Consider the following 14,721-nt stretch of genomic DNA (forward strand, 5'->3'; position numbering starts at 1 on the left):
GAGAAATTATTGGCTGTTGTTTGTGGTGGGTGGTTGTTTTGGTATACGGCTTAATATAGGAACAGTACTCAACATTGCTATTTGATCTTTACGACGAATACTGGTGTCACACATTTCAGCTAAAAAAGCTAATCCAGCCCCTAAACCAATTCCTCCAAGAAGGCCAGCAATGGCAAAAAAGTAAGACGGTAAGTTTGATGGGCTTGTAGGTGTGTAAGGGCGGTCGATAACCTTAATACGTTTTTCTTGCTCAAATACACCTAATGATCGTGTTAATTTTGCCATTTCGAAACGGTTGATAAGATCATTATATAATTCTCGTTTTGAGGCTAAGTCTCGTTGTAATTGTGCGAGTTGTTTCTCGTTTTGACTAAAACTGGCGACTTTAATTTCTATTTCAGAAATGATAATTTTTAATACTCGTGTTTCTTCCTCTAAGGAATCAACCTTTGCTGTGGCTTCTTGTAATTCTTCAAGTTGAGATAATAAAATAGGTGGTGATTTCGATATATCGTTAACACTATTACTACTGGCAATATCCCACAGTTGTTCTGTACTTAAACCTGCAGGTTTTTGTGATAGTAGTCGTGCACGCTCTTTTTGTAAGCGCTTTAAATTACGTAATCGGCCTTGAATCTGGCTATGTTTCGAGGTGTATTTAGCCTGTAATAATGTCAGTTCTGCTCGAATAGTAATGATTTGTTCTTCTAACTTACCGATGACAGGGTTGGTTTTTGATAATTGTAGGTCTATCGAGCCTAAACGCTTTTTTGCACCAGCAAGTTCTGCTTGGCGTTCATATAATCGCTGCTTAAGTTTTGCTAAACGATCTAGACTGGATATTTGCATTTCTGGATGGGTAGTATTTTCTTTATTTTTGAAATCCACTAATTCATTTTCTGCGATATCAAGTTCTTGACGTCTAAATTCAATATTCTCAGCAAGGAATTTACTGGAATCAGTCATTGAAGATCGTTCTGGTGCTAATAATTGCTCGATGAAATAGTAACTGACAGTTTCTAATGTTGTTTTCATATTCTCAGGATTGTCTGAACGATAATCTATACGGATAAGATCTTTACCTGCCATTCTAACAGTAAGACTTTTAGATAATTTAGCAATCGCATTATCAATAGCCTGTGGTGACATAGAGGCATGAATAATACCTCTTTCTTTAGCGACAAGGCCCAAAATATGGCGACTGTGAAGTAAGGTTTGTAATGCACTCAGACGTTCTTTTAACATTGTTGAAACAGCAAGATCTTCTAAAAAAGGGTTCATTTTTGCTGTTTCTTGAATCAGCATACTGGTATGCGACTCATAAAGTTTTGGTGATAATTTAGCAATGAACAGTCCAATAAAAGGCATGATAATAATAGGGATCACTATCATATAGCGTCGTCGCCATGCCGAGGTTAATATAATAAAAAAACGCTGGCTTAATGAAATCATAGTAGATCTAGCCATTGTTCAAGTTGCTGTGCTTTTGCATCCCATGTTTGTTGCTTACTTAATGCAATTTGTTGTAAACGTTTGTTTTTTTCAATAGTGTTAACTGTTTTAGTATTATGCCAAGTAGTTTTTATTGATTGTAGGTTCATACTAAATTCAGCTGCGTTTTGAGCAATATTAACAACTGATTTATAAGGAATAACGGCAGTGAATGGGGTACTGATTATTGGTGTGCCTGTTGCTAAATACTCTAATAATTTTAAAGGATTACAAGATCTTATTTGGGCGTTATCAATAAAAGGTAACAGGCTTACTTGCCAATGCTGACTATATTGCGGCAGCATTGTATGGGGTTTTTCTCCGAGTAAATAAAGATTACTGTGATTTAAAAAAGGTGGCTTATTGAATGCTTTTTTTCCGATGAAAACAAAATTCCAATCGGGGTTATTAGCAATAATATTATTCAGTAAATCATAGTCGAGCCAATGGGATAAACTGCCATAAAAGCCAGCTGTCGGACGGTTATTATTGGGTAAATCATGTGCACGAGAAGCGAAATGGTTAAATAGCTGAAAATCAACACCGTGAGGTAAATAACGGGTTTTGTGCTGAGGGAACTTGTTATATAGCGCCATACTAGCGGCGAGCACAAGGTTAGCTTTAGCGACTAACTTTGTTTCATGCTGACTCACAGTGACATGGTCAACCCCGGTTAATGCATTAAAATCATCACCACAATAATATATAACGCCATATTCACCGAGCGTTCCACACAAATCTGCCACTGTCGGTAATGATGTCCATAAAATAGGTTGATATAGCTGGGCTTGTTTTAAAATAGGTGCTAATTGATAACAAATGAGTTTTTTAGCTATCCAGCGAGCAAATTTAGTTTTAGGTGCCGGAATAGTTTTTAGAGTAATGGTTTGAAACGGTGCCGTTGACGTAGAAAATGTCGACAGTGTTTTAGGTTGGGTAAGTTTATTATAAATGCGTTTTATATCATGCAAGTTAAATTGTGGTTTACGTAAGCCAATAGAATTTATCCAGATGATTTTTCGATTGGGCGTGAGACGCTTGATCAAGTGTTGAGTGCTTGATGGTAATTGGCCCCAGTCTTCTGCAAAAACAATGAGATCATGTTTCATGATGTGTCCTCATTGTGTGCTGACGAAGAGTGAAAGGTGAGTGTTTTTATTGCCTTAGCGGGATTACCTGCAATTAAGGTATCGGGCGGAAAACTTTGTGTTACCACGCTACCTGTAGCAATAATGGATCTGCTCCCAATGGTGACATTGCCCAGAATACTGACTCGCGTACATACCCAAACATCATCTTCTAGAATAATCGAGCCAATTTGTTGTGGTAGATCCGCTAATCCTTGTGCTCGCAAATGAGGATCAATAGGGTGCCCAGGATAACCACATAGGAAACCTTGACTTGCAATGCGGACGTTATTACCAATAATGATTTTATCGCCAACTGTAATCGTTGTTTGCCAGCCAATATCAACATTATTGCCAATAGTGAGCGTTGGATTTATAGAGTCAGTACGACCTGAAAATGTGGTTTTACCTGAAATTCGGCAATCATTACCAATGCTCATAACGAGCGGTCCACTAAAAAAAGGCAAGCCATTATCTAATAGTGTTCGTTTACCATAACGATGCAAACGACCTTTAAATACTGGAAGATAATAAAAGCAATGACTGAAATAACACCATAATGTGGTTAAAATTTGATGTAGAGAATAGAGTCTTGATTGACACCATTTAGGTAAAGGTAACTCAAAATAACGAATTATTGAGATCAAGTGGGTCAAAACCATAGCGAATGGATGCTGACTATTTTTAAGCCATTTTTTACATTGAGCACAAGAAAATAAATACACCATCTCTATGCCTTTATTTATATTCAGTCTTTATACTTACATAGACTGTGCCAAATTTTTTGATAATATAATCAACTTGTTATTTTAAAGGATTACATATTTCTCAAATTGAGAATAATAATCAGCTATTTATTTTGCATAATGCATGTTTTGCAATACTGCTAATTGCAATGACTAATGCCGCTAAAATATAAATTGGCCAGGTAAAACCTTGGGTAAGAAAAGTGCCTGATACGATAGTGCCAATTAGACCGGCATAAACACCTTGGGCACTGGCATAAATAATAGGATCGACCGTATTTTTATGAATGGTTAGATTTGCCAAGGTAAGTTTAATATTTTTAATGAGCACAACAATTAGGCTAATAAAAACAGTTAAGCCGATAAAGCCTGTTTCTGCTAATACAGAAAACCAAGTACTATGAACCGCGTGGTTAATTCCATCCCAGTGAGTACTAAAAAAGAAGTAGTTAGGATAAAAATTACTCAGGCCAACTCCTGATAAAGGATGCTCAAGTGCCATATAAAAAGCAGCTTGCCATGCGTATAAGCGTCCCATTGATGATGCATCAATTCCTGTTTCTGCACTACCACCTGAGGTTCTATCAGCTATTCCAGCTAAAGCAAATAGCATAATACCAATAACGGCACTACAACTAAGTAATAACAGTTTTGATTTAACCCGTTGCATGCCGTAAATACCAAAGACTGCGATGATCCCTAACAGTCCGCCACGACTTTGGGTCATAATTACTGCAATGAATAAAAGAATAGTTGAGATAAGGCCTAATAAACGATACAGCCAAGATAATTGTGGTGTCAGTAGTAGTGCAATGGAAAAAGAGATCGGGAACATAAGTACTAATGCTAAATCATTTGGATCACCAAGCATGGAACCAAGATCGCGACCGATTGTTGTACGTGTGCCTTCAACAAGCCCAATACCTTCAATTCTATTATAAATAGCAGTAATAGCGACAACCATTCCAGAGAAAATTATTGATTGTAAGGTAAGCGTCAATTGTCGTGGTCGTTGAATTAAAATCGCAATGGCAAATGTCATGATAATGATTTTCCAGTAGGTATTTTTGAAACTTTCAAAGGCGAGGGGACGGTCTATTGCAAATACAATACCGATCATAATGATCATTAAAAATAAGGTAATTAATGTGAACTCGCGGCACCAAAAAAGTTGAATATTACGTTGAATCAATATTTGCCACATAAATGCAGCCAACGAAATTATTGATAAATATTTAGGGATTTTGAAGTCATATAAAAAAGGAAATACTTCATGTAGTCGAAAAAATGAAAATAGAATAAACAGTAATACAATAAAAAATGGATTATTTAAACTATAGTACGCGCCAATCGGAATGATACCAATAGCAATAATCAATATCGGATGAGGTAGGAAATACCATATAATACCAATAATGAAAGAGACTAATAATGTTATAAGCCAATATGATGATAGTGCCTTAGGTGGAGTATGATTAGATAACATCATTATCTCCTGTAATTTTTTTTGATTTACCTATAATAGGAAAGCTAATTAACTGAATCCCAAAGGCATAACTTAATAAAATGAAAAGCGATAAAACAGCACTTGATATATGCAATAGTAGTGTTTGTTGTAGTTGACTTATTACTGTAGAGATAATAGTTATTGTAAATAAAACTATAATTTCTTTGATCGCAAAAGGAAAGTAAAAACAGCGTTGAGATAACCAATAGGTAGTTAATGTTCTAATACTTTGTGCAATCATTAACGCTCCAAGCACACCATTAATTTTATATATTGGCGTTAATATCAGAATGAGTAGCACCCCAATAACAGTTGCAATAGTATTAATTACCAACAAATTTTTTGTCTCTTGTTTTATTAATGCCCCCATATTAATCAGCTCATTAAGCTCTCTAATCGCAAAGATGATCACTAAAATAACAACTAGATCTTTTGCTGAATGGTAGTTTTCGGGCATGAACATATCAATAAAAAAAGGTGAAAAAAAGCATACGCAGATTGTTAGACTACAGAGTAAGACAATACTGATGTGAGTGATTTGAGTGGTTACCTTTATGCCATTATTGGATAAATATTCAAACCGTTTTGGCATCCACCACATGCCAAATGGCTGCATTAAGAGCACTAAGATTAGAGCAAATTTAAAAGCAACGGTGTACAGTGCAATATCATTGAATGAAACATAATATACTAATAACCACCGCTCTAAGCCATTGAGACCAAATATAATCAAACCACTGAACATCAATGGTAAACAATAAGACAAATATTTTTTGGTTACACAAAGACTGACATGATAATTAATCCCCGCTTTTTTATTTGCTTTATATTGTAAACAGATGATCACTAAAGTTTGCAATATTGCGCTAATAAATCCGGCTAAGAGAACAGCTTGTACACCAAAACCATAATGCAGAACGATCATAGTTAGCAGTGCATGGAGTAGGGCTCTGCCGGTAGTGATATAAAAAAAAGTCGTGCCTTTTCCTGCATTCTTAATGCTGATAAAACAACCATGACGATGGCTTCAAAGGCAAGAGGTAGCAATAATAGTTTAAGTTCTAATGATGAGGTTTGTAATTGGTTAAGTTGACTTAAAAGAGGACATATTATCCAAATAATAGGTAAAGCAATTGCAGCAATTATGATGCTAATAATAAAAATATCTGCGGTAATTTGATGTTGCTGAATTTTTTTTGCAGTGCCAGAAAAACGGTATAATGCTTCATGTAAAGATAAGCCAAAAATAATACTGATAATAACAGCAATGGTAGTAAGGGTCTCTAAACGGCCTAATTCAGATTGTGGTAAATGAGTCGCAATATAGGGCAGTATAATAAGTGACACCCCTTTCATAAGTACAATACTAGTACCATAAAGGACAATATTTTTGAGTGGCGTCGATAAAGGCCATATATGCATATTGGTGACTTATGGCGTTCTTGATGCGTGTTGACAAAGGATAGAGATAATATCGGAATAACATTTTTCTGCTTGGTAATTTTGTGACAACAACGCGGCTTCAGAACCTAATACCGCAAGTTGGTGAGGGGAATGGTTGATATAATTTATTTGCTGTTGTAGCGATTGACGATCATGAGGAATATATTTTAAACAGTTTTTTTGGTGTGTTAATTGGGTATCCCAAAAAGCACCATCTTTGGGAATAATGACACACATACCAGCAAATAATGCTTCTAAAATAGATAGCCCAAAAGGTTCTTTGTCACTTGTTGAAATGAATATATTACTTTGTGCACGAATACTATCGATTGACTCAGGTTGCTGGTACCAATTGATCGATTCAATCGTTTGTGGAGCAACTGTAATCGGTAGGGTGGTGTTTTGAGGTACAAGGTAACAGATATTTGTAGGCAAACGGTGATTTATAGGCGTTTCTTTTATGACCTCTAGTAACAAATCAAGTCCTTTCCACTTCAATAATGAAGCAGCCCAAAATAACGTTGGTGTATGGTACTGACATAACGAGGGCGATTGTTCTTTTGCGATGCCATTTATAAACGGTAAAAAATGACTTGATGATAGTAACTGCTGACATTTTTGGTCACGAATATTGGGTTTCAGCTTTCGCCACCGATGTTGTATTACTGCGTTAATTGAAGCGTAAGCACTGTGCAAATAAAACACATTGTCAGCTTGATATAAGCACAAACCGCATGAACGTGAAATACTAATATTACCATGAATAAATTGGGCAACTTTGTATCTTAGTAACCACTTTAACAAGTAAATCGGCATATCGTTACCAGGGCAAGATGCACCAACAGCAATCTGTATTGAACCATAGAGATAGCGGCTATATAGAATCCACCAACAAAAATAGATCTGTCTTAACCAATAGCCATTGCCGACATCGCTAATAGACAACCATGATGGATAAGATAGCGATATTATATTGGCTTGCGCTATTGGCCACGAGCGAGGATCTGAGGTTAAGATGGTTAAGCGATTTTTACGTGAGTTAATAAGCTTTAACACTTCACGAGTAGCAAATTTAGAACCGCCAGCATAGCAAATAGGGTCAAAAACAAAGATGTGGTGATCGTGAGTCATGAGATCCTCTTGTATATTGATATAAATTCACTAATATGAATATAAATCAAGCAAAAGAGATGCCAATGTTACATCTTATAGTGTGTTGAAATTATGGTTTTTTTTATTATTGTGAGTGACTTTCGACCTTATTCTAAAATTGAGAATAAAATTAGTGATTATAAAGTGAGAGCAAGCGCGGTATTACAACATGAGCGGAGTAATGCTGTTTAATCATACGCTGAGCCATCTGTTGTATTTGTTTTCGATGTGATTTGCTTAGTTGAGACCAGTGAGTAATGGCTGCGGCTAGTTGAGGTGGTTCAATAATCCAACCATTAATATCAGATTGAATGAGCTGGTGGATATTACCAACAGGGGTAGAAATAAGTGGAATACCACGTCCCATAGCCTCAAGAGCAACCATAGGTAAGCCTTCATAGCGAGAACAAATGACTAATAAACCAATTTGTTGCCATATAGGATCCATTGATTGTTGTTGGCCATGAAATAGTAAGTTTGTTGGTGCTTGTTGACGCAAAATGGTATCTAAAGGGCCATCACCATAAATATGAAAACTAAATTGCGGTAAGCGCCGCGCAAGTTCGACAAATCGATCTGGGGCTTTTTCGTTACTTAAACGGCCAACAAAAGCTATTTGTTGGCCATGAGAAAGGGTAAGTGCATCGGTATCAATAAAGTTATTGATGAGCTCTGTTTTAAACGGGATACGGTGTTTTATAGCATCACTTACCGCTAAATTGACATGATTTAGACAAGCACTCCAGCGATCAATTGCATCATATAATTTTACTTTCCCTGTGGGGATTTCGCCTGCATGGAAAGTATTAATAAATCGTATTTTAAGAGAAGAAAGCAACAGGGTTAACCGTATTAACCGACAATAAATAGCGGCTTTATAGCCATGAGAATGAATGACATTAGGAGGATTTTTTAAAGTATGTTGCAGTAATGAGCCTATTGAACCAGATAAAAACTGATAATTTATATAGTTGTTGTCACATAAGGGGAGCAAAGGGTGCTGTTTGTGATAACGACATAGAAAAAGGATAGTAATATCATGTTGCATCAACTTAAGACCTTGAGCTAATTGTAGAATATGCGATTCAATCCCTCCGACATCTTTGCTATCAATCACTAGCCAAATACGTAGAGACTTAGTCTGACTCTTCATAGGTATCCCAAACTTGTTTTTTTCTGTATAACGTCGATGGGCTTAACTCAAGTAGAACTGCCGCATTTAGTACATTCCCTTCGCAATAATCAATTGCATTCTCAATGACTTCACGCTCAATATCTGCCATTGGCCGAATTAGGTGAGTATTGATTTTTTTCTTAGTATTGGTGCTATTGTCTGATGTTGTCATCGTCGGTAATGTTGGTCCTGTATTTGTCATTGGTTTGATAGGTGTAATATTGCTTGCTTTTATATGTTGTTTTTCAGTATTTTTAATACTCGTTTTAAAGCTATTAATTGGTTCAGGAAGATGTTCCATTAAAATATGGGTATCATTGTGAAGCACAACAATATTACGAATAATATTTTGTAATTGGCGTATATTACCAGGCCATGAATAATGGCTGAGTTTTAATTCGACATTACGTTTGATCGCAGTGAATTTTTTATGATCTTGTTTTGCAAATTTCTTTAAAAAGTAACGGGCGATATCAAGAATATCAGTCCCTCTATCACGTAGTGGTGGCATTTGAATCGGAACCACATTGACACGATAATAGAGATCTTCACGAAACCGTTTTTCGTTAAGTTCAATTAGCGGATCACGATTCGTTGCACAAATTATGCGAATATCTGTTGATATTTCTTTACTGCCACCAAGCGGCGTAAAGCGTCCAGTTTGCAGAAAACGGAGTAATTTTTTTTGCATATCTAATTCCATTTCACACAATTCGTCTAAAAAAAGTGTGCCGCCGTTTGCCAGCATGGCAGCGCCTTTTCGATCTGTTGTTGCGCCAGTGAAAGCCCCTTTTAAGTGGCCAAAAATTTCACTTTCCATTAAATCATGAGGGATCGCGCCACAGTTAATCGCTACAAATGGCTTATTATAACGCTGACTTTTATAGTGAATAGCTTCTGCGCAGACTTCTTTACCGGTACCACTTTCTCCTGAAATAAAAACACTGGCGTTAGTCGGTGCAACGGCATCAATTATTTTATAGACAGCCTGCATTGGTAAACTAGAACCAATAAATCCTTGATATTTATTACGATTAAAGTCATTTTGAATATCTTCGACTAGCCCTTCAAGTTTGTTGTGCGCTAAATGGTTTTTAATTGAGGTTTTAAGCCGGTCTGCTTGAATGGGTTTTTCTAAGAAATCATTAGCACCACTTTGAATAAGCGTGACAGCGATATCAATCGTGCCATGGGCTGTTGCAATGATCACTGCCGTTGGAATCTTTTGCTCTCGAATCCATTGTAAGATCTCTGCACCTGATATATCTGGAAGTTTGAGGTCTAAAATGATCAGTTGAGGTGGATTTTTGACGATAAAATTTTTAGCATCTTCACCAGTAGTAACATGAAAGAATTCGTAGGGCTCATCTTTTACATATTGCTTATAGAGAATAGCTAATGATGTTGAGTCTTCTACTAAAAGTACTTTTTGTAGCATAATAACATCCTGTTTATAGGGAAATTTAACGAATAATTTTTATTTATTGTTAATTTTAGTGTTATTTTTATCAAAAATTATACGATTAGTAATAAAATATTATCGAAAGTAAAAAGCACTAACAGGGATAATTAAATGATAATTTAACACATTATAATATGCTAATACTTACCTTAATCTTTATTATAGTTGCTTTTTAAATGCTTGGTTAATAATACGATAATATACTGATTTTATAGTCGAATTTGATTCTAAATGAAAGGTATATAATAAAATATTCTTTTAAATATCAATGTTGGCGATTATTTTTTTTCAATTATTAATAATAAAGCATCATCATTAGGTGGAGTGCCTGCTAAAGAGTCAAAAACTTGCATTATCTTATCGAGTGCAACATTTAGTGGCAAATTAGCTGTTATAACCAAATGTTTTTTTATTGCTCGTTCTAAAGTTTCACGTTCGGTAATAGTATTACCAGATTCAAATAAACCATCTGTTAATAAAATAAGTCGTTCATTTTTTTTTAAAGTAATAGATGAAGTTTCATATTCAGTGTGGGGTAATAGTCCGGGTAATGTGCCTTCAACTTTAACTGGATAAAGCCTTTTATGATGAATATGCATTGGGTAAGGGTGTCCAGCACAGCTTAATGTAATCGTATTTGAATTAATAAAGCTAAGGCAGCAACCAGTTATCATTGTTTGTGAAAGTAATTGATCTTTATAAGCATTATTAGATAATTTAGTCAATAATAATGCCGGTTGGGTGAGATTTGTATTTTGCATCAATCCACGAATATACCCAGCATAAGCATATGAAAAGAATTTTGCACTTTCATCATGGCCCATCACATCAGCAATGAGTAATTGTGTGATACCGTTGTTACGGGTTGATAGTACAAAATCACCACCTCCACGGCCAGTATTACGTTGTTGAAAAGCAAGCTGCCAATGTTTTGAATTTAAATTAATTTGAGGTAGTAAAGTATTAGTGATTTTTTGATTAACCCGCTGTGATATTGCATGGAAAACCTGATTGAAACGCGCTAATACACGGTGTATTGAATTAAGCAATTGTTCTTTCTTAATCGGTTTTGTTAAATAGTCATCAATACCTAGATTGACTGCATCATTAAGTATGGTTTCATCTTCCGAATGAGATAAAAAAATAAAAGGAATGGAAAATATTTTTGTTTTCTCTAGTTCTTGCCGTAATTCTATGCCATTCATTTTTGGCATTTTAATATCGGAAATAATTAAGTCAACCGGTTCATTTTTTAAAAAGGCTAATGCTTGCTTACCATTATTCACTAAACTGACTGTAAATATGTCTTTTATATAGGAATAAAAGAGTTCTCTTTGTGATTTTTGATCTTCAACTAATAATATATGAGGTTTTATACAGTGGGTATCACGTTCCCAAGCAATGGTAAAAATATTGTGTGAAGGTAATGATTGATAATAGGTTTCATCAGCAAGCGTATTGATTATATGAAGTCCATAGCCACTACCTTTTAATATATTTGTATTAATATTGAAGGTTGCCTGTTGAGAAAGAGGATTCCATATTCCACCTGAATCTTTGATAATTAATAACCATTTCTTTTTAGCTTTTCTAAAAATAACCGTAATATCATTACTTAAAGGGGTTGAGTGATGAATAATATTCGTGCACCATTCAGAGCAACATAGCAGGCAATATTGTTTTATATCTGCTTTAATATCAAGATGGTCAAGGACTTTTGATAATGATTGGCGTAATATTCTAACCGATTCTAATGTCGAAGGTTGAGTACTTTTAAAAAGAAGAATGGAATTTTTCATTTTACACCAAAATAGATAAGAACCGATTGTGTTGTATAAAGTGGATGAGTTTGGTGGTTATTGTTTCTGGTAGAAAAGTGCAACGAATAATCTCACGACAAATTTCATCTTTAATATGTGGTTGAAGTTTATCATTAAATACTAATCCAATCAGATGAGCATTGTATGCTGTTAGTTTTTCTATTGCATCTTTGATTTCATTTTGCTGTGTTTGACCAGAAAGTACGATAAGAATAGTACCATCACAGCAACTTGCAACCGTATGTGCAGGAATATTATGTAATGTAGATTGAGAAAGCGGGGATGCATCTATAATGATCTTATCAAATTCCAATAACCATGCAGCAATTTTAAGTTTTAAGTTATGAGGTTGACGTAATTCAATAATATGAGCTTTATTGTTCATCAGTGAGGTGCCTAATAGGCCGACTTTATTATGGGCATCATAGGTTAAATATGAGTCTAAATGCTGGTCTATATTTGATTTATTTATTAGTTCAGTTAATGGAATTAAACTTGGATTTTGAAAGTTCAGATCAACAAGCAAGGTACGGTAACCCGCTAATAAATGCCGTTCAGTAATTGCTTGTGCAATAGAAGTCACTCCCTCTCGCGGATTACTAGAAGTAATACAAATTGAATGATATTTTTTTTGCTCTAAGAACAGAAAAATATCCTCAATTTCCATTTGGTATGAAGGGATCTTCATTACAACGCTCCAATGAGAGCAAGTGTTGCTAGTACTTGGAATATATCTTTGAAACCAAGACGAATATTAGCAAGAATACTTTCATCTTTGTTTGGTACATAAACAGTATCTCCAGCTCTAAGTGCTGGTAGTAGTCGATAATCACCGGTGCGACTAAATTTAATCAAATCAAAGGTGCGTGCTTGACCCTGATGACGGGAGTTATTAATAATACTGATCTTCTCAGGGTAAGCATAGTCTGTTGTCCCACCGGCTTTAGCTAATATATCAAGTATTGTCATTGAATCATTATAGCGATAGCGTCCAGGTTTATGGACCGCGCCTAACATACGGATCGTTGACTCAGTAGGTTCATCGATCCAAGTGCGATCTTTTTCTGGAATATAAATAGAATCACCTGTTTTTACTATAGGTAATAATGATTCGTCGCCAGTCTCAAAATAAAGAGCGAGATCTAACTTTGATACTTTTGAATATTTTTGATTACGGTGAGTAATTCGAATATTGTGCAAATCGGCATTGATTGTAGGGCCATCAGCTGCAGCAAGGATATCTAAAAAATGGAGATTATTAGTAAAGCGATAACGACCACCTGAGTTAACTTGTCCAAAAACATAAATAGAGCTGTCTGATGTTTGGCGTACCCATTGGGATTTATTATCAGTAGGATCAAGAGGCAGATCACGCACTCTTATGGTGGCTCCTGCACGAATGACAGGGAGTGTTGATTCAGCTCTGCCTTCAAGCATAAAGCTATCAAGGTCAAAGATATAAATCTGGTTTCTGCCATTTGCATCTGGTGTGACAACTTCAATGTTCGCGGTATCTGCTCGTACAGTTGGCCCACCGACATGGGCGAGTAAGTCAAGAAATGACATTTCATCAGACCACTCTATGCGTCCAGGATCTTCGACTTCACCAAGCACACGTACAGCACGATGAGGTGCTATTTTTAACCATGACTTCTCATTCATATCTGTTTTTTCAGGAACGAAAATCGCATCACCAGACTCAACGGGTGGAGGTGATTGGTAATTAGTGCCTTCGGTGTACCCCGATAGGTCAAAATTAATCACTTTACCGTCTGATTTGATAACGCGAATTTGGCGAGATTCTGCAAACCGTGTTGGACCGCCAGCATTAGCCAGAATACTCATGAAACTTGCGCCTTTTTTACCTTCATATGCGCCGGGTTCTGCGACTTCTCCCATTACGTAGACAATATTGGCACCAAATTTAATCTCTTCTTGTTGTTTCGGAATAAAGATGGTTGAACCGGGATACAGCTTGGGTAGTAAAGTTTCGTTACCTGAGTCTAAGTATTTTTTTAGGTTAAAAGTACGTGGTTCATTATTAGAAATAACTCTGATTTGCTCAACAGTCGCATAACGAGTTACGCCACCTGCACGCATTAAAACATGCACGATAGAGGCACCCTCATTATAGGAAAACGTACCAGGTTCGTGAACTTCACCAAATACTTTGACAGCGTTTTTATCATCAGCAGCATCACCAGCTTGTGCTAATTTAGCGGTATCAAATTCTTGTTCAATATTACCTATCATTGCTGATGCTGGAATAAACAGGGTATCGAGGGACTGCAGGGTCGGTAATTTTGATAGATCACCAGAGTCTAAAAACGATTTATAATTAAATGTTGTTACTTCATCGCCACGGCGTAGTTGTAAGCGATTGAGCTGTGCCCCTGGCCGTAATCCGCCAGCAGCATAAAGTGCCAGCTGTACCGAGTCGGTATCGGATATTATATATTCCCCTGGCTGATTAACATAACCTTGAATATTAATAATAAGTTGGCGTTTGCTAATAAAAACCCGTAAGTGACTTAGATCTTGCATTACGCTTTTTAAGCTCATTGTAATCATTGCTACCATCTGTTTTTCGGTTTTTCCTACAATTGTGAGCGGCCCGACTTCCGGTAAAATGATCCGTCCTTGTTTATTGACTTGGAATGTCTTATTGAGTGATTCTTCTCCAGGTAAAATAATGGTAATAACATCGCCAACACGCACTACTTTATTGGTTGATTCTGCATGCGCGTATTGACTCAATAAGGCCATGAAATACAGACAGAATAAAATATGCTTAAAGAG

12 protein-coding genes are annotated in these 14,721 nt (G+C 36.0%); all 12 read right to left on the minus strand.

Translation table 11 applies throughout. The features are described 5' to 3' along the window. Positions 1 to 6: 6 nt before the first annotated feature. Positions 7 to 1,452, minus strand: a complete 1,446-nt coding sequence (locus BTN98_RS04440) for a GumC family protein (RefSeq protein WP_060996431.1) — start codon at positions 1,450 to 1,452, stop codon at positions 7 to 9. Beyond that, positions 1,449 to 2,600 (minus strand): glycosyltransferase family protein, encoded by a 1,152-nt coding sequence (locus BTN98_RS04445; RefSeq protein ID WP_060996430.1) that lies wholly within the window; start codon positions 2,598 to 2,600, stop codon positions 1,449 to 1,451. Before BTN98_RS04445 ends, BTN98_RS04440 begins: the two co-directional genes overlap by 4 nt. Then, on the minus strand, positions 2,597 to 3,058 hold the full coding sequence (locus tag BTN98_RS20570) for an acyltransferase (RefSeq protein ID WP_231730602.1): 462 nt from the start codon (positions 3,056 to 3,058) through the stop codon (positions 2,597 to 2,599). The genes BTN98_RS04445 and BTN98_RS20570 overlap by 4 nt, the downstream gene beginning before the upstream one ends. 406 nt (positions 3,059 to 3,464) lie before the next feature. Further along, positions 3,465 to 4,850 carry an O-antigen ligase family protein gene (locus BTN98_RS04455; RefSeq protein WP_060996428.1) on the minus strand — a complete coding sequence of 462 codons (1,386 nt, stop codon included), beginning with the start codon at positions 4,848 to 4,850 and terminating at the stop codon, positions 3,465 to 3,467. Continuing rightward, positions 4,840 to 5,796, minus strand: coding sequence for a lipopolysaccharide biosynthesis protein (locus BTN98_RS04460; protein ID WP_240616107.1), 957 nt, complete (start codon positions 5,794 to 5,796; stop codon positions 4,840 to 4,842). Before BTN98_RS04460 ends, BTN98_RS04455 begins: the two co-directional genes overlap by 11 nt. Before the next feature lie 2 nt (positions 5,797 to 5,798). Beyond that, entirely contained in the window at positions 5,799 to 6,293 is a 495-nt protein-coding gene (locus BTN98_RS20575) for a polysaccharide biosynthesis protein (RefSeq protein WP_240616108.1), read from the minus strand. A gap of 9 nt (positions 6,294 to 6,302) precedes the next feature. Next, positions 6,303 to 7,445, minus strand: a complete 1,143-nt coding sequence (locus BTN98_RS04465; protein WP_060996426.1) for a glycosyltransferase — start codon at positions 7,443 to 7,445, stop codon at positions 6,303 to 6,305. A gap of 151 nt (positions 7,446 to 7,596) precedes the next feature. Continuing rightward, positions 7,597 to 8,619: a glycosyltransferase family 4 protein gene (locus BTN98_RS04470; RefSeq protein ID WP_060996425.1), complete on the minus strand. Its 1,023-nt coding sequence runs from the start codon at positions 8,617 to 8,619 to the stop codon at positions 7,597 to 7,599. Beyond that, a complete protein-coding gene (locus tag BTN98_RS04475; RefSeq protein ID WP_060996424.1) occupies positions 8,603 to 10,078 on the minus strand; it encodes a sigma-54-dependent transcriptional regulator in 1,476 nt (491 codons plus the stop codon). Before BTN98_RS04475 ends, BTN98_RS04470 begins: the two co-directional genes overlap by 17 nt. Before the next feature lie 302 nt (positions 10,079 to 10,380). Then, complete coding sequence (locus BTN98_RS04480; RefSeq protein WP_060996423.1) at positions 10,381 to 11,901, minus strand: SpoIIE family protein phosphatase; 1,521 nt, start codon at positions 11,899 to 11,901, stop codon at positions 10,381 to 10,383. A gap of 1 nt (position 11,902) precedes the next feature. After that, positions 11,903 to 12,610 carry a CpsD/CapB family tyrosine-protein kinase gene (locus BTN98_RS04485; protein WP_060996422.1) on the minus strand — a complete coding sequence of 236 codons (708 nt, stop codon included), beginning with the start codon at positions 12,608 to 12,610 and terminating at the stop codon, positions 11,903 to 11,905. Continuing rightward, entirely contained in the window at positions 12,610 to 14,688 is a 2,079-nt protein-coding gene (locus tag BTN98_RS04490; protein ID WP_231730609.1) for an SLBB domain-containing protein, read from the minus strand. Before BTN98_RS04490 ends, BTN98_RS04485 begins: the two co-directional genes overlap by 1 nt. Between the last annotated feature and the right edge of the window lie 33 nt (positions 14,689 to 14,721).

The sequence above is a fragment of the Photobacterium aquimaris genome (genome assembly GCF_002954455.1).
GTDB lineage: Bacteria > Pseudomonadota > Gammaproteobacteria > Enterobacterales > Vibrionaceae > Photobacterium > Photobacterium aquimaris.